Below are 18615 nucleotides of genomic sequence, written 5' to 3' on the forward strand. Positions count from 1 at the left end.
TCTATTTATTGATTTGTGAGAATATGTAAAACAATTCTGTTGCAATTTGAATACTTCTTTCAGCGTATTTTTCAGCTTGTTGCGGTGTGTTGTCAAAAGCCTTTGGGTCTTCAAAAGTAATAGGAACCCTTTTTTCTGCACCAGCAATAAATGGGCAACCGCCATCTGCTTGGGAGCATGTCATCACCGCTGCAAATTCTGACGCAGGATTAAACGGATCTTCATATGATTTTGAAAAACCTATAACCGGATGCTCGTTCTCAGAAAATTTAATGGCATAAACCGGATTGCTGGTTTCTGAAAGTTTTTGAATCTGAAATCCTTGATTCTTTAAAGTCTCCGCAACCATTGGGAATAAGGCGGTAGCCTCCGTTCCACCAGAATAGCAATTCACATTTTTAATATTGAAATATGTTGCCATCGTCTGTGCCCATACTTGAGATAGATGACTTCTTCTTGAATTGTGGGTGCAAATAAAATTTATTCTAATAGCTGAATTAGCTGTTGTTTTCTGTTGAATAAAATTTATTAGCGGTTGTAAAACTTCTTTGCGTTCTTCTGTAATGGAATCAGTACTTAAAGAGCTGATGAATTGCGCTATTTCTGGTAACATAGTTGTTTCTTTAGTGATCATGTTATGGTGTATTATTAATGGTTAACAGCAGTTTCCGTCTGGTGAGCAACAAGGTTCATTATTGATTTCAGAAAGATTTAATTTTGGTTTTTCTGCCGGTATGCCACAGTTGTCTTTTGCCAAACAGTCCGTTTGCTTAGATGTTAGTCTAAAATTGGCACCGTCAAAATCTAATCCGAATTTCTCAATGGTATTGCCTTGGTACTCAACTTCTATTTCCAAATCTTCTATTCCCAATACCTTTTCAGAAAGTTCAATAATGTGTATTAATTTCTCTGGATGTAATCTATGGTCATAATCATCTGCATTCCATAATTGAAAGTTGACCACTTCTTCATTACGGACCGTGCCGCCACAATCAATAAAGTTTTTGGTTATTTTACCTACCTCGGTAACATGAAAGTGATTTGGTACCAATTCGCCATTCGGTAATTGAAAGGCGATAGTTTCAAGTGCTGCTAAGTGCTTTTTAATTTCTGATAGTTTCATAATGCTATGTTTTAAATTTTCGTATTTATATTAGTACATCGCAATAATGCGATAAAAGGATTCAAATTTTTTTAACAACAATTATTGTTAGAAATATCTTGATCTAGAAAGTGTGTCATAATATCTTTCATGCTCGCCCAATTTTCTTTGTCAATACAATAGCAAACACTGGTGCCTTCTACATTGCCTTTTATTAAACCTAAATTTTTAAGTTCTTTTAAATGCTGTGAAATAGTGGGTTGTGCTAAACCTATTTCATTGACCAAATCTCCACAGATACAAGTATCAATTTTAAATAGATGTTGTAAAATGGCTACACGGGCAGGGTGACCAAATGCTTTAGCGAACAAGGATATCTTGTTCTGCTCATCAGTAAACATTTCAGTTTTTGCTAAACCCATTCTTTAAATAATTGTTTCATTGCAATATTACGATATAATATAGAACAACTAAGATAATTGATCGTTAAATTTGTGTTATGTGAAAGCTATAAACATAAATTACACCCTATTTCGTAGGGAAAAATAATTCTTTCTGCCTCTTTCTAAAGGCTTTAGGGGTTTCGCCTACAGCTTTTTTAAATGTTTTTGTAAAGTATGAATTATCATAAAAATTGAAGAAATGGGCAATTTCTTCGCTACTCATATCGGTATATACTAGATACCTTTTTATTTCTATGATCAACTTTTCATTGATCAGTTCACTTACGCTCTTGCCCATAGCCTTTTTGGTAATGCGGTTAAGGTTTTGGGGTGTCATATATAATTGAGCGGCATAATCTACCACACTTCTATTGTTTTTAAACTGTTTGTTTATTAAAGATTCTAAGGTCATCATATGCTGGGTGTCAACACTTATTTTACTTTCTTTTGATGCTCGGTAAAGTCTTGATAGTTTTACGAGGACTTGGGTGAGTTGAGCTTCAAGCATTTCATACTTTAAAAAATCATCATTCACATATTCTGTGTCCATTTCATTTATAAGTCGTTGAAACATCAGTAAATCTTCTTCTGATAATTCAATAAAAGGCTCACTTAAAAATCTATTGAAAATGGGTAAGGATTGTAACCATTGTTGTGCTCCATGTCTTAATATAAAGTCTGCTTGAAAGAGTACGCCAATACCTTCTGTAAACTCACCGTTAATGGCGAATACTTGCCCGGGACCTCCAAAATAAACCGTGTTTTTTTTGGGTTTGTAACTATTGAAATCAATATTTAGTTCACTATTGCTTTCCACAAAAAATGAGATACCGTAGTTAACGTTTCTAAACGGATTGCCACTTATTATGTATTCGGGCATATTTTCAGGCTTCAGTAAAATAAATTTCGGCTGTGTGCTACTCTTTTGATTTGCGTAATCAGCATACAGTTCCGGTATTCCAATTTGTGGTATATCTTCCATAAAAAATGGTATTTATTTATTTAAAACTACCATTTTATGAGCTAAATAGTGCTTTTTTATGGTATAATGTTCTAATAATACCATAATAGGATATTTAATTACCATTTTTGCGATTAGATGCTACGTTAACTTTGCGCCTCAAAATAGATAATTCTAATATGATGCGTAAATCTGAATTTGGTATGAAGAAAAAATACCTGTGGTATCTACCAAAAAGTCTTTCAATTGTTTTTTTGGTGCTATTAACTATAAGCTGTGGTAACGAGGAAAAACCCAAGGTGAATAAAACCATTAAGGTGGAGGTTATCAACGTTGGTCTCAATACCAATAATTCTCAAGGTAAAGTAGCTTATAATGGTACAATAGAAGCAGATGTAGCTATAAAGTCTAGCTTTCAAGTATCTGGTAATGTAGTACATGTTCCTGTATCTATTGGCGACTTTGTAAAGAAGAACCAATTGATTGCACAAATTGATGCTACTATTTACTCTAGTCAATATGAACAACAACTTGCCCAGGTGCGTTTGGCAAAGGAAAATTACGAGCGTATCAATAATGTCTTCCAGAAAGGAAGTATTGCAGAGATAAGAATGTTAGAAGCTAGATCACAATATGAACAGGCACAGGCAGCTGCAAAAATGACCTATGAAAATGTACGCCATGCAAAACTTTATGCCTCAATGGACGGGTATGTAAGTGACAAAATGATGGATGTTGGAGATTTGGCGCAACCTGGTCAACCGGTAGTGGAGATCGTGAATATCAATGCTGTAAAAGCTGTATTTCCAATACCTGATGGAGAAATCAATTCCATAACAAATGGTGATTCTGCAAATGTAAGCCTTCCAACATTGGACAAATCAGTTATAGGAATTGTGGATGAAGTTTCCATACAATCCAATCAAGGCTCACCTGTGTATACGGCATATGTAAAATTGAACAATCCCGATAAACAGATAAAACCTGGTATGACCTGTAATGTGCGTTTACAGGATAAGGTAGACCAGAATAAAAATGTAAAAGAGGTTATCGTAATTCCTTCAGAAAGTATTGCGGTTACAGAAGATGGTAAACAATATGTATATATAGTTGACAATGGTATCGCGGAAAGAAAATATATAGAAACTGGCGAATTGTATGATAGTGGTATAGTGGTTAAAAAGGGACTTGCCAAAGGAGATCATCTTATTATATCTGGTTATCACAAACTAACACAGAGTACACCGGTAGAAATTGTTAATGACGCTAAGTAGTTTTTAAGATGAAGAAAAAAAGCGGAGCCATAGATTGGGCCTTTAAACATTCTACATTTCCTATAGTACTTGCGTTATGCTTGGTACTAATGGGTGCTTATGGGCTTTTTAACATGCCTAGAAACGAATTCCCCGACTTTACCATAAGACAAGGTCTTATTATTGGGTCGTATCCGGGTGCCTCTTCTGAAAAGGTAGAGCAAGAATTGACCTCAAAAGTAGAAGAGTTTTTATTTGGGTACAATGAGGTTGACAAGACCAAAACCTATTCGTATTCCAAAGATGGTCTAATGTACATCTATGTAGAGATATCGGACAAAATAGACCATAATGCTACTGAACAGTTTTGGAATAAGCTAAAGTCAGAGGTGTTGATCTTTCAACAGCTTGAGCTTCCTAGAGAAGTTCAGGGTGTTATGGTGAACAGTGATTTTGGTAGTACGGCTGCCTTAATACTTGGTGTACAATCAGATACCAGACCGTACAAAGATTTACAACGACATGTAGAGGATATAGAAGATGAGTTACGACAGATTGATAACATGGCAAAAATTTCGCATTCGGGCGGACTTACAGAGCAAATTGCCGTGTATGTGGATCAAGATAAATTGGCTAGTTATGGCATAACGCCTAGCAGTATTTCTAATAGTTTACAGAATCAAGGTGCCGTAGTGAGTGCGGGTACGTTAGAAAATTCAGAAAGGGAAAGACCTATCTATCTTGAAACTTCATTGAAGACCGAAGCTGATATTGCCAATCAGTCCATAAAAACGGAAGAAAACGGAAATATCATACGTGTACGAGATGTTGCCCGTGTTGTTCGTGAATATGATGACCCAGATTCTTATTTGACCATTAGCGGGTCTAAGGGTATGATCATTACTTTAGAAATGGCGAAGAAAGGCAACATTGTTCAATTCGGTGAAGAAATTGATGAGCGATTAGAAAAGGTGATCAGTGAATTGCCAAGTGATATTACCATTACAAAAATTGCGAATCAGCCAGAAGTGGTCGATCATTCTATAAGCCACTTTATGAAAGAGTTTGGTTATGCCTTGATCGGTGTAATCATCGTTACCCTAATATTGCTTCCGTTCAGGGTGGCATCGGTGGCGGCAGCTACCATACCTATTACCATTTCAGCAACACTTGCCATAATGTACTTTATGGGAATAGAACTGAATACGGTAACGTTAGCGGCTCTTATTGTGGTGCTGGGTATTGTAGTAGATGATCCTATTGTAATTATAGATAACTATGTAGAGAAACTTGATGAGGGTATGTCAATACCTGAAGCTGCCGTTAGTAGCGCCAAAGAGCTTTTTCCTTCTGTATTTACCGCAACATTGGCTATCTCGGCAACATTTTATCCGTTGTTGTTCTTCATGGAAGGTGTGGCATCAGATTTCATTAGCGCATTTCCATACGTTATAATTATTGCGCTTACATTATCCTTGATCATATCTATTTTATTGGTGCCTTTCATTAATTCACTTTTTATAAAAAAGGGATTACATGATAACCCTCAAGAAAAAGGACAAGATGATAAAAAATCTATGTTGGACAGACTGCAATCCTTTTTTGACAATGCGGTCAATAAAGCCATGGAGCGTTATAAATTGACCATTGGTTTAGGTATTGCGGCAGTAGTGGTTGGTGTATTGCTTTTTGGAGGCATTAGTCAGCAATTATTTCCAAAAGTGGAACGTAATCAATTCTCAATAGAGATCAATTTAAACCCAGGGAGTAGTCTAGATGAAACTACCAAGGTGGTAAACGGATTGGAGAAAGTATTAAAAGCCGATGAACGTGTAGCATTTTACACCAGTTTTATAGGTCAAAGTTCTCCTCGTTTCCATACGCTGTATGCACCAAACCTGCCAGCAAAAAACTATGCACAAATTTTGGTAACCACCATATCTGACGATGCTACGGTTGAGGTTTTAAACGAGTATGATGAAAAATATGCGGATATGTATCCAAATGCATATTTAAGGATGAAGCAATTGGATATGGCAGGTACCAACGCGCCTATAGAGGTAAGGTTGTATGGTACTGATGTTGATCAGCTTAAAAAGTATGGCGATACCATAATCAATATTGCACGTAATACACCAAAAACACTTTGGAGCAGAACTGACTTTGGCAGTATGAAAGAAGCTGTAAAAATGGATGTTAAGCAGAATGAAGCTGCAAGGCTAGGTCTAAACAACAGGGATATTGCCAATGCCGTTGCAGTAAACACTACGGGTTTAGAAGCTACAGAGGTTTGGGATGAGGAGTATACTATTGATGTAAAGATTAAAAGTGAGAATCAGCATCGCCAAAATGTATCGGATCTGCGTCAGCTATCTATAATTTCTGCTCAGAAACAAGCAAAGGTTCCTTTACGACAAGTAGCAGAGATTACTCCGCAATGGTCTCAAGAACAAATTACCAATAGAAATGGAAACCGTTGCCTTACCGTTCGTGTAGACATTACCAAAGATGCGGTTGCCAATGAGGTACTCGCAGAAATGATACCTCATATTGATGAAATCACCTTTCCGGAGGATATCAGAATAGAGTATGGTGGTGAGTATGAGCTACAAATAGAGAACAATAAACCAATGGGACTTTCCCTTATGCTTAGTGTGGTATTGATTTTCTTGATATTGCTATGGCACTTTAAAAACTTTATGCACGCACTTTTAAGTTTCATCACCATGCCATTGAGCATTTTTGGTGCGGCTTTAGGGTTGATATTGATGCAGTATCCTTTTGGATTTACCTCATTCCTTGGTCTTTTGGCGCTATGTGGTATTGTAGTAAGAAACGGAATTATATTAATTGATTATGCAGATGAGTTAAGGCATGAACATGGCTACAGTGTTAAAAAAGCCGCTATTCTAGCAGCGGAAAGACGTATGCGCCCTATTTTCTTGACATCTTCCGCAGCAGCTGTTGGGGTAATACCTATGATCGTTAGTCGCTCTAGCTTATGGGGACCGCTGGGTACCGTAATTGCATTCGGACTCATGTTCTCCATGGTACTTACTTTATTTGTTCTTCCTGTGTTGTACTGGTTGTTTTTTAGAAAAGAGGATAATGAGACTACCACGGAAGAAGTGTTCAACACTAATGTTTAATAGTAGAATTTAAGTAATGAAACATATTAATACCTATTTATTCAAGGTTGGTAAATCACGTAGCTTTTTAACGATATTATGTTCCGTAGCTATATTTGGGAATGTTTTTGCCCAACAAATTTCATTGGAAGAAAGTAAAGAAGCTGCTTTAAAGCATAGTAATGCCATTAAGAACGGTTTGCTGACCATAGAGAAGTCAGAAGCCTTTAAACGTGAAATGGTGGCAAACTATTTTCCTAATGTAGAGGCTAGTGCACTTGGGCTATATGCGCCTAATGATCTCATTGGTCCTATAGACGGTTTTCTTCCCAATGGTATAGATAACTTATATAATGCCAGTGCAACGGCAACCGAAGTAATTTATGCCGGCGGAAAAATTAGAAATTCCAATGCATTGGCAGATATACAATTAGAAACCTCTCAAATTAGGGCGGAACAAGCGGTAGATAGCGTTTTGTTGGTAACCGAAAATAAGTTTTGGCAATTGGTACAAATACAAGAGCAACAAAAAGTGGTAGAGACCAATGAGATTTATCTAGATGAACTTTTAAAGCAACAGCAGGACCTATTGGAAGCGGGTCTTATTGCAAAAAACCAATTGTTACAGGTAAAGGTCAACCGTAGCGAATTGCTTTTAAATAAAAGTAGATTGGAGAATATGCGCAAACTCGCATTGCTGGATTTTTCTCTTTATGTAGGCGTGGCATATTCACCCAACATGAAAGCCGCTGCAGATTTTGATCAAACGTTGGTTCCTGATTTTATGTATACCGAGCCAGATATGGATCTCACTGGTAATAGTAATTATGAACTGCTTGAAAAATCTATAACGGCAAGTAGCCTGCAGACTAAAATGGCAAAAGCAGATATGCTACCTTCTTTGGCGGTAGGGGTGAGTGCCGTGGAATTTGGTGCTTTTGATGATGATTTGGGTAGCCAGTTTACCGGCTTTGCCTTTGGTTCTTTAAGTATCCCCATTTCAGATTGGTGGGGTGGCGGTAAGCAAAGACTTAAGCAAGAAAGAATACAAGAAGAAATAGCCCAGAACAACCGAATGGATGGTATAGACCAATTAAAAGTGGCTATTACCCAAAGTTGGTATGATTTATTGAATGCACACGAGCAAATTCAATATGCATTGGAAAACAAGCAATTGGCAGAAGAAAACTTAAAAGTGAACAGAGACAATTATGATAACGGTTTAAGTAACATAACTGATTTATTAGATGCACAGGCCATGGCGCAGAATGCCCAATCTACATTGATAGACGCCTATACAAATTATGAAAATAAAGAAATCACCTATCTGTACAGAACGGATCAATTGGTAGTTCCAACTTTAGAGAGTTTAAAACAATAACCAAAGCTATAACCTAAACTTTATATTTCAGTAATTTCTAGATTGCCAGCATCAATAAGGAATATCAGGTCCGTATGAAAATGAAACAGATATTTAGAATGTTGACCCTGGCGGTAATGTGGCTAATTGCTATAATGGTATTTGACATAGTGCTGAATATAAAAATTTTTCAAAGTGAAGATTGGCTTGCTTATTTAGAATATACGTTTACCTCAATTTTACCATTTGTGCTGGTTTACTGTTTGTTAATTAGCGCAAGTGATGTTTTTTTGTTACGTAAAATGCTTAGGGATTATCCGTTTGCTAAAGTGGTATTCATAAAAGCCATTTTACAATTTGCGGTGATGTATTTTATACATTTTGTAGGTACATATATAATTTTTGAATTAATGCCACCAAGTTCTAATAAAGCGGTCAATGCACATTATGCCTATTTAGGGTCTTCACTAAATATATTCTATATCATATATTTTTTTGTAGTTAGTTTTCATTTCAGTTTATACGCACAGGTTTCTAGAAAATTTGGTTCTACAAATCTTTATGATATTATCATGGGTACATATTTTAAACCGAAAGAAGCTCAGCGTATTTTTATGTTTTTAGACCTTAATCAGTCTACGACAATAGCTGAAGAAATTGGGCACCTTAAATATAGCAGACTCATACAAGAATGCTTTAGCAAGTTAACCCATCATATTGAAAATTATGATGCTGAGGTGTACCAATATGTTGGGGATGAGGCGGTGCTTACTTGGCAAAAATCTAACAGTATTGCTGCACAACAATGCTTGGACCTATTTAAAGATTTTCAAGATAATTTAGATGCAGCGGCACATGAATTTAAAACTGAGTTTGGTTGGGTACCTAAGTTTAAATCTGGTGTATGTTATGGTACGGTAGCCATTGCTGAGGTAGGGGACTATAAAAGGGATATCGCTTTTCATGGCACCGTTTTAAATACGGGAGCCAGATTATGTCAATTATGCAAAGAAATCAATGAAGATATTCTTTTCTCGAATTCGTTCTTTTCTCTTTTGACCCATGGTGTAGACCGGTTAGATTATATAGGAGACTATATGCTTACAGGAAGAACGTCTAATGAAAAAGTGTATCGCTTATTAAGCTAGTATTCTGCCATACTTTTTATATAAAATATATGTTGACATGAAGTGATGTTAAATTACAGAAGAAAAATCTAACGTAAGAGATTTTATTAGTTTGACAATTTTAAGGTGTCTTTTTAACCGAATACATTAAATCAACAATTTCTTAACCTAAACTTTTGAAAATGAGTATTTTCTATGTTACTTTTATAATAGAATAAAATACTATAAAAATGGCACTGAAAAAACAACTAAAAGGAAAATATACATTAGTCACCTTTACCATAGCGGAGAATGAAGCACCTAGTACGTCTAACGTAATACTTTTGGGCGATTTTAATAATTGGCAGACAAACGATAGTTCTTTTCAAATGGAGAAGAAAGGTGGTAGCTATGAGAAGAGTGTAAAACTGGAAAATGGTAAAAAATATGAATTTAGGTATTTGAGTGATGATAAGGGATGGTTCAATGACCATGCTGCAGACGCATATGTACCTTCTCCATATTTTGGAATAGATAACAGTGTGGTTGATTTAAGTGCTTTACCGGAAAAAAAGAAGACTGTAAAGAAAGTTGCCGCTAAAAAGCCAGTAGCTAAAAAAACGGTTGCCAAAAAGCCTGTAGCGAAGAAAACAACGACCAAGGCCAAAAAAGATGATCTTAAGAAAATTGAAGGTATTGGTCCTAAAATTGCATCAATTTTGACCGATAACGGTTATGGTACTTTCAGTGCGCTTAGTAAGGCATCAGTAAAATCTTTAGAGGAAATTTTAAAAGCTGCTGGGCCTCGTTACACTATGCACAAACCAGGTACATGGCCAAAGCAAGCTAAATTGGCGGCTTCTGGTGACTGGGATAAATTAAAAACATTACAGGATAAATTAGATGGCGGTAAATAATTGCCAGCACTATACATAACAAAAAGCCCTGAGAGTAGATCTTAGGGCTTTTGTTGATTATAGTATTTCTTGCTTACAAGTTATTATTTCATTGCAGTTTGGTAATCTATAATAAATTTATTCATCATGTTTTGTAGTTCTGTTTTGTCTTTTTTGCTCACTTTAATAATATTGAGCCAAGCAGTTCCAATGTCTTTAGGTGCAAAAGATGAAAACTGCTTTTTTACTACCAAGCCTTTTTCTTTAGGATAGAATGTGAGTCCTTTTTTAGTAATTTTTATATTATCGGCATCTATTTTTAGAACAGGAAATGTCAGCTGCATTGCATGCTGAATTTCATTGTAGAAGTAAACGTTGCCTTGTGTAGCATTTATTTTTGCATAGTAATTTCTTTTATCCTCACTATGTTCTTCTATAAAGGCATTTATAGTTTCTACCTGAGTTTGTAATTCTTGGGCGTTACCGCTTTTAACAAATACAATAATTAGGAGGAGTGTAATAATTATTTTTTTAAGCATGATAATTTTGTTTTGAGCTTAAATAACGTATAACATGAACTAATATTGGCTGTTGGTTTTTTGTTTCCCTAAGAAATGAAAGCTTTTGTTCCAATATTTAATTTGATTTAATCACCATTATTAAATTGCTGTAGCGCATCTTGTTGAAATGCCCATATCTCAGAAATTGGTACAATTTTTCTTTTCAAGTCATCTATGTTCTTATGTTTTGTCCATAAAAAAGGATAAAATGAGATACCCTGATTTCCATTTATTTTGGCTATTTGCTTTTTCCAACCGGTCCATCGAGTATTGGAATAGAACAGAGATAAATCACTGGTAAATGTCCACCATAAAAAATCAGAATAACCTACCTCCATAGGTTCCCATTCTAAGGCATCTGGCGCGAAATAATATACATTGCCTAAATCATCGCCTAATGCACCACCATTTATTGCGAAAAATCCGCCGACTACATCATCGGCAACTAAGAATATAGCTGGTTTATCTCCATATTCCTTAAATGTTTTTCCTTTGTTCCACTCAGGTAAAGTTCTATTCAGCTTTTGGTTGCCAGAACCTAAAATTCTAATCCATCCATGGTCGATTAAAAGTCCGCCAGTTTCATAAATTATAGCTCCCATGGGAGAGCGAGTAGATACTTGAGTTTGATACAGTGCATTATCAGCTTCTTTCTTGTTTTTGGGTAGAACTTCAATTTTGTTGGTTGCATCATTTATCCATTCAGTAACTAATGCCCAGCCAGATTCATCAATATTTATTAATTCATTTATTGTTTTCATTCTGATTAGTGCAGATTAATTTATTCAAATGACTGATTTTTAATACGACTATTTACTCTTAAAATAGACTACTTCTTTTTCTTAAATAAAAATTTATTTATACGGTTTAATATGCTACCCAGAAAATTCCAGAATCTATGTAGAATTCCTTCAAAAAGTACGTCAACGAAAAAACTAACAATAACATCAAAAATCATCTTGTGAACTTATTATTTTAAAAGTAGTCTTTAATTAATAGGGCAGTACTCCTTTATTATTTTGTTACCGCCCAATCTTGCCCTTCATATTCAGCCCAAGAGCAGTCTGAAGGTTCTTCTAATACACTTTTTACCATTTCAATGAGTTTGGGGTCTTCATCTTTAAAAATAGATTCTCCGCCCATTATTAAAGCCCTACTTAGTTCGTCGTTCATTTTGTCTGTATTCTTGGTCAGGTAGTTTAATTGACCTAACCTAAGATGTAAAAACGGGTTGCCAATGGTATCCTTAAATTGCATTACAAAATTGAAATTTTCAAAAGCCTCGTCTTTCATACTTGCTGCAAAATATACTTCTGCTATATGTACAATAATATATCTACCCGCCTTGGTTCTTTTTTGATCATCGGTAAGAGATTCATATATTTTTAAAAGTTCATTGGTCTTAGTTTCAGCATCTTTTTCATTGTTAAGCACAATTGAATCTATTTCTAACATACGAGTTTCAATAGATTTTGGTACGTTTATGTATTTCTTGACTTTTTGTACATCTACCTTTTTATTCAATGCAAGTTGATTAAACTGTTGTTTACTATTATTTTTCTTGAATAAATTGAATAATCCCATATGTTATATTTTAAATATTGATCAAAGGTTTGTTGGGTCTCTAAAAATCAGGAAATTTTTCGGCTTTTGTTATATTCCAGTCCTCTTTTATAATGCTGTAATACACATCATTTCTACTGTCGCCATTGGGCGTTATGTAATTGTTTCTAAATAGACCTTCTTTTTTTGCTCCTAACTTTTCAATGGCTCTTTGTGATCTTAGGTTGTCTTCATCAGCACTGAATTGTATTCTTCTAAATCCGATACTTTCAAATCCGAATTTTAGCAATTCATACTTGCAAGCATGGTTAAGTCCTGTGCCTTGAAATTGAGTACCATACCAAGTCCATCCAATTTCACATTTTTGACTTGTTGTATTAAGGTAGCCATATCTGGTACTTCCGGCTACTTGATCTGTTCGTTTATCTATAATAAGAAACGGGTAGCATACGCCCATATCTTGGTCGTTCAGAGTATTTTTTATATAATTTTCAAATTCGAGCTCGTTATTCATGGTCATACCCATATAAGTCCAAATATCTGTATCAAAAATTATGTTTTTTAATTCTTTGTTCCTCTTGCTTTTAAAAGGAAGTAAAAGCACTCTGTCATTTTCTAATTGTAAAGTAGTGTTTAAAAGTTCTATGTTCATACTCAATGCATTTTTGTATGTAAGCTGACAATTTAGCCTGTGTAAATGCTATAAAGACTAATTGTAGGCACTAAAAAAATAGATATCCTCAAAGATTATTTTACAAATATCAAAAACTTAATTTATTAGAAAAGATCAACAACTTTTGAGTTCAATGTGATAGATAAAAGTCAATACTCTAAAGCCCCATAAAGTCATAGTTTGTACTGCTTTTATTTTATCATTTTCATCATGCACAACAAGTTTATCTTTAAATGATTTTATATGCTTGGTCCATAAACTACCAGTGGTATCTTCCAGTAAAAAATAAAATCCACTTTCTCCAATTCTTTTTCCTAGCGATTGTAAAACTAATTCACCGTTACTGCCTACACTTGGCTCTAGAATAACGGTTGCATTTCCGTTTGGCAATGGAAACATCGCCTTAATACAGCTTTTTCCATTTGGTATTATACAAGTTTCGTATACCCCGGAATACACTACTTGATTGCTTTTTGCAAATGTTCTTAACCAAACTGTTCTTTTTAAATCTTTGCTTTTTTTGTCTACTAAGTGGATAATGTCACTTTTTAAATTTTTGGCATCTGTATTGTTTTTCATGGGAAGATTTAATTGTTCAATTCTATTGCTGAACAATATTTTTAGCAAAAAACCAAAAGCTTTGAAAAAAGGATTCCATTTTACGGTAAGGTCAAAATCGTAGTTACTTGTATTTTCATAAAAATCTATTACGTTTTTAGATAAACGCTCCAGTTCTTGTGATATAAGCCCTAGTTGGTCAATAGATTGTATAAGTCCCTTGTTAATTTGGTTTGATTCTATTTCCAATTGCTCCCTAACAGCTAATTGCTGAATGAATTTTTGACCAATACCTTTTGTGTTTCCAAACGGACCAACTAACCATTCATAGTCTTTGCGAATTATTTTTTTACCAAAAAGTATAACCCATTGCTGCGTTATCCAATCTTGAAAATTTTGTTTTAATGAAGCTATTTCCATCAAGTTGTATGCATTTCAAAGTATGGAATATAGGTGTCTTTTTCCTGCCATGTACCAAATTCTGAAATGGGCTTAAACCTTAAAGTTACAAACTCCAAATGAAAACTTTTTCTCTCTCTTTCTTTCATGGCATTTGCATGTCTTTTGGGTTGAGCCATTTTACTATGACCGTGGACCATATTGGTCATTTCTTTTTCTGTTTTCCAGATAGAGAAAGTTGAAATGGTATTGGGAAATTTAAATGATGCCATTGATAATAGGGTGCCGTTGTGATCACGGACCAATTTTTCAACAGGTCTGCCCCAACGTAAGAACCTGGGAATTGCCCATGGTTTCATTCGTGCTATGGTCACGGCAACTACTGGTGAGGAAGCTAATTCTAATGTTGCCTTATGTTCCGGTATTTTGAATTTACTGGTTTTTCCCCATTGTCGCATAAATGCCAGTCGTACATGCCAACCATTGTTTAGTTGAGCACCAAATTTCTCTTTTTGCAAATAGTCATCAAGTGCTTTTTCATTTTCCCATTGTGCAAATACTGCCATCTGTCTTGTTAAAAATCTTGATGGGGAAAAGATAGGGGCACCTAATTTCATCGCTGTCATATACTCAGCATGTACAAGACCAGGTGTTTCTTTGTCTAGAGGGTTTACAAACAAACTTTTCACTGCATATGAAATTGATATTTCTACGAGGTGATAAGTAAATATATTCATAAACGTATTTGTGGAATTTGACCTTACTAAGAGTACTAAAATACGAAGAAGGTTTAATTATCTTTTATTGTATGAGATTATCTTTTTTCAGGTAACGGGTGGCACTTAATGTGATGCTAAATAAGAATTTAGAGGTAGCTTTAGTTCTTTAGATATAATGTTTTGTATTTAATGAGTTAAAATAAGAGGGTATTGTAAATGCTTAGTTGATTAAAAGTGCTTATTCCGTGAAAATAACATAAGTTCCTGTTTCAGTATTCAATTCAAATTCGGAATTGAGGACCATGATTTCATTGTAATTCGTATAAGAACAACAGTCTTCTATTTTTCTTTCAGCATCTACATAAAAGTCAAAAATGTGATTATCGGCTATACGAATCTTTAAATTTACCGTTTCTGTTTCCCAGCCAATTGAATTTATATGAATTATGTTGATGTCATTTTCCGAAATAAAGGAAAAATCTATAGGTTCATCATTATTCAAGTTATCGGTTATTATAATTTCATTGGAGTTAAACGTCCCATTTGTGAATAAATTTTCTCCGCTTGTTTTGTCAACAATTTCAAAACTGAAACTTTGGGGTGGAGTAAAACATTCTCCACAATTGTCGTCATTACAACTTTGGAAAATTATTAGGATAATACGAGTTTCAATTTAAGTATTCTCATTTCCTTGTTATTATAACTTATGATCATACAGATGCCGGTGGCCATGCCCAAAGCACGGACCACATATAGGATGCGGAGCAAGTTATATATGGTGTTGAAGTATTGACAACCAAGCATTATGCTGGAAAGGGTTGCCAACAATCCAACACCCCAAAATCAACATTATGGACCAATAAAAAATAAAATATTAACTTTAGAGAACTGGACTAGGGCTTTTCATAGGATACATTGTTGTAAAACGTTTTTCATCCAATTTGCCACCATTTCCTTTTTTTGCTTTTAATCAATCGCTTTGTCGGGAAAGTTTTGGTTTTACCGTTCGTTTTTTCAAATTCCATTTGTCTTAATATTGAAGAGCTTACAAAATCCCAATTTGATGTATATCCAAATCCAATTTCAGATTTTTTAGGGTTGTATTTTTTTTGGATTTCAAATTTACCAATGGATTCGTAAATATCGTTTTTAAAATTGTCAGGTAAATACCAAGACCAAGCTGTGCTCTTTTGCCAATCTCCAAAGTCATTAATTAAGATTTCACTTTTTTCAACATCTTCTAATGTTGGTTTTGTTGATTGATTTAACCTTGTAGTTACAATTAAATTATATCCATATCCAGTCTCTAAATCTGAACTCAAAACTATTGCACTTCCATAGTTTCCATTAGCCAATTTAAAAACAAGGCAAGTTCCAGTTTCAAAAACCGGTTGTTTGTTTTTCTTTCTTTTTCGTGCTTTTGGTTTTGCTTTTTCTGTTTCTAATTTTGCTAAAAACTTATCAAGGACAACTTTTCTTTTTTTTATGTCCGATTCACTTGCATCAAGTTCTTTCCATAATTTTAAATCAGATTCACTTTTTACGATTCCACGAATTTTTTCCAAAATTTCATTCGGTAAACTTTTTGTTTCCCAGAGAGCCAAAGCCAAAGCAAACCAAAAATCATTTGTTCCGTTTGGGTTTTCAGAAATCAGTTCGTTTTTGATTTCTTTAGGCTCTTTTCCTTCGTTGTATAAATCAAAATAATCAGCATAAGTATCTGCTGAAGTGTCATTACTTTTTATAGCTGTTCCCCAAGTTCCCAATTCAGTTCTTGATTTTTTTTTAAATGTTTTACAACGGTTGGGCTAAGGTTCGTTGCTGTGATTTGTCCGAAGGACAATCCAGCCGAACCTAAAGATAGCTTTTTTGCGCGTGATTTCCGTTTAGGAAATCCGCAAGCAATGAATTTTAGCCATTGTTGTCATTAGTTTTATTGCGCTAAAACTCCTATTGATATGTTAGTCCCAAAGACCTTTCCATAATCGTTTTGAGTTTCAACGAATCCACTAAAGAAGTTTTTTTCTTCGGTCAATTTGCGTTCAAGGATGAAAGCTCCATTTTCCATTTGAAGAGTGTCCTTGTATTTAGTCCCTTTTTCTTGGGATTCATTAAACATAACTCTGCTTTTTCCATCATCATTATATGCGATAAATACAATTTCGTTTCTGGATATTGAATTGAACTTATCCGTATTCTTATAGCTAGGAATTGTTCTTACTGCAACATTATCGAACACATACTTTTCCTTTATTCCATTCACAATGTTCACGAGCGAATCATTCCGTTTTTTTAATCCCTCGATTTCCGTCTCTAACTTTGCTGTCCGTTCGTTATTTTGACAGTTAATAAAAAGTAACGGCAAAACGATAATAGCGATTAGTTTTTTCATTTTTTATAAATTAATGACAACGGACTTGTGTATGGAACGTAGCGTGCAAAAAGACACTAACTTTTCGGATTAACACAGAGTCGAATTTTTATATTTTGTTTTAATTTATCTCTTTTTAAAAGCCAAATTAAAAATTTGGCGGACTTTGAAAATAAGCATTTACCTTTTGGTTTAGCACTTGTTAGCTATGTTTTATACACGTCTTAAGTTTGATTCTCAGTAAATTGTTGATATAACTAGAAAGAACAAAAGAGAGAATTAAGGTTACTATATACGGTGAAGCTTTAGACTTCGACAACATTGATAATCCTCTCTCTTTTACTACTTAGATCACGTTCAGTTCTGTGAGACCTTAGATCTCGTTTTCAAGTTGTTGTGAGCAGAAGTAGCCGGTTCTTTCGTAAAACATATCTTATGAATAAATATAAAGAAACTTTTGGAGTCGACATCAGTAAAGATGTCTTTGATGTACATGGTAGTAACAAAGGTCACGACCAGTATAAGAACGATGAAACTGGATTTAAGAAATTCCTTAAGGAACTGCCCAAATGTTCATTGGTCGTTATGGAAGCTACCGGTTATTATCATTATAGACTTGCCCAGTTTCTTTACAAAAATGGGGTAATAGTTTCAGTAGTAAACCCATTATCCGTAAAACGTTTCATTCAAATGAAACTGGCTAAAGTAAAAACGGATAAGAGCGATGCCAAGGCTATATGTGAATATGCACTGGTCAACGAGGTACCTATTTACAATGCCTTGACGGATATCCAGAGCGAATGCTTACAGTTGTTCCGGTTATTGGATATCTATTTAAAACAACGTACCGCGACCAAGAACAAGATACACGGAGAAGCTGTTCTGGGCATACCTTCAAAGTTTGTTTATCGTTCCTTGATACGTAATAAGAAACTGCTCAATAAAGAGGTAGCCGCTATCGAATCAAAGATTCTGTCATTGGTAAAAGAGGACCAACAGGAGCAATTGACTTTATTGATGTCAATACCCGGTATAGGTCAAAAGACTGCATTGTTCCTAATAGTGGTCACCGATGGGTTCAATAAGTTCGAAAATGCGGCACAGCTTTGTAGCTATGTAGGTATAACCCCAACGATACGGGAATCGGGGAGCAGTGTGAGAGGTCGTGCGCGAATAAGTAAGGTCGGCAATAGAAAACTTCGCAACCTATTATTTCTATGTTCTTTTAACGCTTGTAAGCACAATAGGGCATGCAGAGAGGTTTATGAGCGGATCGTGAACAGGGGAAAGAGCAAGAAACTGGCACTGATAGCCGTTGCCAACAAACTTTTAAAGCAGTCTTTTGCCATTGCAAAATCTGGCAGGCCATATGATGAAACTTACGTTTCAATATTGCCTAGATAAATAGAAGCTAGATCGAATAAAAAAAGCTCAAAGAATCAAGTTATTGAATCTATGAGCCTGAAATAATATTGTCTCGGATTAAAGAAGAATTTGTTTGTTTTTTATCTCAGTTCTTTGTT

The 18615-nt window shown here is 34.9% G+C and carries 19 protein-coding genes; 6 read left to right on the forward strand and 13 right to left on the reverse strand.

Annotated elements, in window-relative coordinates; genetic code table 11:
- Position 1: 1 nt before the first annotated feature.
- The 4 genes from I600_RS17660 to I600_RS17675 form a co-directional block, all read right to left on the reverse strand.
- Positions 2–634, reverse strand: a complete 633-nt coding sequence (locus tag I600_RS17660; RefSeq protein WP_058105897.1) for an arsenate-mycothiol transferase ArsC — start codon at positions 632–634, stop codon at positions 2–4.
- A 21-nt stretch (positions 635–655) separates the two neighbouring features.
- On the reverse strand, positions 656–1123 hold the full coding sequence (locus I600_RS17665) for a DUF6428 family protein (protein WP_058105898.1): 468 nt from the start codon (positions 1121–1123) through the stop codon (positions 656–658).
- 71 nt (positions 1124–1194) lie between these two features.
- Complete coding sequence (locus I600_RS17670; RefSeq protein WP_058105899.1) at positions 1195–1524, reverse strand: ArsR/SmtB family transcription factor; 330 nt, start codon at positions 1522–1524, stop codon at positions 1195–1197.
- 106 nt (positions 1525–1630) lie between these two features.
- Complete coding sequence (locus tag I600_RS17675; protein ID WP_058105900.1) at positions 1631–2527, reverse strand: AraC family transcriptional regulator; 897 nt, start codon at positions 2525–2527, stop codon at positions 1631–1633.
- A 182-nt stretch (positions 2528–2709) separates the two neighbouring features.
- Here I600_RS17675 and I600_RS17680 point away from each other — a divergent pair, with 182 nt between their 5' ends.
- From I600_RS17680 to I600_RS17700, 5 genes are all read left to right on the forward strand, one after another.
- Complete coding sequence (locus I600_RS17680; RefSeq protein WP_209439211.1) at positions 2710–3780, forward strand: efflux RND transporter periplasmic adaptor subunit; 1071 nt, start codon at positions 2710–2712, stop codon at positions 3778–3780.
- 8 nt (positions 3781–3788) lie between these two features.
- Complete coding sequence (locus I600_RS17685; protein WP_058105902.1) at positions 3789–6908, forward strand: efflux RND transporter permease subunit; 3120 nt, start codon at positions 3789–3791, stop codon at positions 6906–6908.
- A gap of 16 nt (positions 6909–6924) precedes the next feature.
- Complete coding sequence (locus tag I600_RS17690) at positions 6925–8268, forward strand: TolC family protein (RefSeq protein ID WP_082643024.1); 1344 nt, start codon at positions 6925–6927, stop codon at positions 8266–8268.
- Between the two features lie 80 nt (positions 8269–8348).
- A complete protein-coding gene (locus tag I600_RS17695) occupies positions 8349–9395 on the forward strand; it encodes an adenylate/guanylate cyclase domain-containing protein (RefSeq protein WP_058105903.1) in 1047 nt (348 codons plus the stop codon).
- Positions 9396–9604: 209 nt separating this feature from the next.
- Entirely contained in the window at positions 9605–10270 is a 666-nt protein-coding gene (locus I600_RS17700) for a helix-hairpin-helix domain-containing protein (protein WP_058105904.1), read from the forward strand.
- An 83-nt stretch (positions 10271–10353) separates the two neighbouring features.
- On the opposite strand, the gene I600_RS17705 is transcribed toward I600_RS17700, so the two are convergent.
- The 9 genes from I600_RS17705 to I600_RS17745 form a co-directional block, all read right to left on the reverse strand.
- On the reverse strand, positions 10354–10788 hold the full coding sequence (locus I600_RS17705) for a hypothetical protein (protein ID WP_058105905.1): 435 nt from the start codon (positions 10786–10788) through the stop codon (positions 10354–10356).
- Between the two features lie 107 nt (positions 10789–10895).
- Positions 10896–11570: a DUF2625 domain-containing protein gene (locus I600_RS17710; protein ID WP_058105906.1), complete on the reverse strand. Its 675-nt coding sequence runs from the start codon at positions 11568–11570 to the stop codon at positions 10896–10898.
- A 253-nt stretch (positions 11571–11823) separates the two neighbouring features.
- A complete protein-coding gene (locus I600_RS17715) occupies positions 11824–12393 on the reverse strand; it encodes a hypothetical protein (protein ID WP_058105907.1) in 570 nt (189 codons plus the stop codon).
- Between the two features lie 40 nt (positions 12394–12433).
- Positions 12434–13024: a GNAT family N-acetyltransferase gene (locus tag I600_RS17720; RefSeq protein WP_058105908.1), complete on the reverse strand. Its 591-nt coding sequence runs from the start codon at positions 13022–13024 to the stop codon at positions 12434–12436.
- A 135-nt stretch (positions 13025–13159) separates the two neighbouring features.
- Positions 13160–14023, reverse strand: a complete 864-nt coding sequence (locus I600_RS17725) for a hypothetical protein (protein ID WP_058105909.1) — start codon at positions 14021–14023, stop codon at positions 13160–13162.
- Positions 14023–14739, reverse strand: a complete 717-nt coding sequence (locus I600_RS17730; RefSeq protein ID WP_058105910.1) for a hypothetical protein — start codon at positions 14737–14739, stop codon at positions 14023–14025. Before I600_RS17730 ends, I600_RS17725 begins: the two co-directional genes overlap by 1 nt.
- A 220-nt stretch (positions 14740–14959) precedes the next feature.
- Positions 14960–15223, reverse strand: a complete 264-nt coding sequence (locus I600_RS17735) for a hypothetical protein (protein WP_058105911.1) — start codon at positions 15221–15223, stop codon at positions 14960–14962.
- Between the two features lie 430 nt (positions 15224–15653).
- Complete coding sequence (locus tag I600_RS17740; RefSeq protein WP_058105912.1) at positions 15654–16487, reverse strand: hypothetical protein; 834 nt, start codon at positions 16485–16487, stop codon at positions 15654–15656.
- Between the two features lie 167 nt (positions 16488–16654).
- Positions 16655–16993: a hypothetical protein gene (locus I600_RS17745; protein WP_157490931.1), complete on the reverse strand. Its 339-nt coding sequence runs from the start codon at positions 16991–16993 to the stop codon at positions 16655–16657.
- A gap of 534 nt (positions 16994–17527) precedes the next feature.
- Between I600_RS17745 and I600_RS17750 the strand changes: the two genes are divergently transcribed.
- Positions 17528–18496: an IS110 family transposase gene (locus tag I600_RS17750; protein ID WP_058105098.1), complete on the forward strand. Its 969-nt coding sequence runs from the start codon at positions 17528–17530 to the stop codon at positions 18494–18496.
- Positions 18497–18615 lie beyond the last annotated feature (119 nt).

Source organism: Maribacter dokdonensis DSW-8, assembly GCF_001447995.1.
GTDB lineage: Bacteria > Bacteroidota > Bacteroidia > Flavobacteriales > Flavobacteriaceae > Maribacter > Maribacter dokdonensis.

Coding starts and splice junctions, on each gene's coding strand:
- I600_RS17660 (WP_058105897.1), bottom strand. CDS start 634: ATGATCACTAAAGAAACAACTATGTTACCAGAAATAGCGCAATTCATC.
- I600_RS17665 (WP_058105898.1), bottom strand. CDS start 1,123: ATGAAACTATCAGAAATTAAAAAGCACTTAGCAGCACTTGAAACTATC.
- I600_RS17670 (WP_058105899.1), bottom strand. CDS start 1,524: ATGGGTTTAGCAAAAACTGAAATGTTTACTGATGAGCAGAACAAGATA.
- I600_RS17675 (WP_058105900.1), bottom strand. CDS start 2,527: ATGGAAGATATACCACAAATTGGAATACCGGAACTGTATGCTGATTAC.
- I600_RS17680 (WP_209439211.1), top strand. CDS start 2,710: ATGAAGAAAAAATACCTGTGGTATCTACCAAAAAGTCTTTCAATTGTT.
- I600_RS17685 (WP_058105902.1), top strand. CDS start 3,789: ATGAAGAAAAAAAGCGGAGCCATAGATTGGGCCTTTAAACATTCTACA.
- I600_RS17690 (WP_082643024.1), top strand. CDS start 6,925: ATGAAACATATTAATACCTATTTATTCAAGGTTGGTAAATCACGTAGC.
- I600_RS17695 (WP_058105903.1), top strand. CDS start 8,349: ATGAAACAGATATTTAGAATGTTGACCCTGGCGGTAATGTGGCTAATT.
- I600_RS17700 (WP_058105904.1), top strand. CDS start 9,605: ATGGCACTGAAAAAACAACTAAAAGGAAAATATACATTAGTCACCTTT.
- I600_RS17705 (WP_058105905.1), bottom strand. CDS start 10,788: ATGCTTAAAAAAATAATTATTACACTCCTCCTAATTATTGTATTTGTT.
- I600_RS17710 (WP_058105906.1), bottom strand. CDS start 11,570: ATGAAAACAATAAATGAATTAATAAATATTGATGAATCTGGCTGGGCA.
- I600_RS17715 (WP_058105907.1), bottom strand. CDS start 12,393: ATGGGATTATTCAATTTATTCAAGAAAAATAATAGTAAACAACAGTTT.
- I600_RS17720 (WP_058105908.1), bottom strand. CDS start 13,024: ATGAACATAGAACTTTTAAACACTACTTTACAATTAGAAAATGACAGA.
- I600_RS17725 (WP_058105909.1), bottom strand. CDS start 14,023: ATGGAAATAGCTTCATTAAAACAAAATTTTCAAGATTGGATAACGCAG.
- I600_RS17730 (WP_058105910.1), bottom strand. CDS start 14,739: ATGAATATATTTACTTATCACCTCGTAGAAATATCAATTTCATATGCA.
- I600_RS17750 (WP_058105098.1), top strand. CDS start 17,528: ATGAATAAATATAAAGAAACTTTTGGAGTCGACATCAGTAAAGATGTC.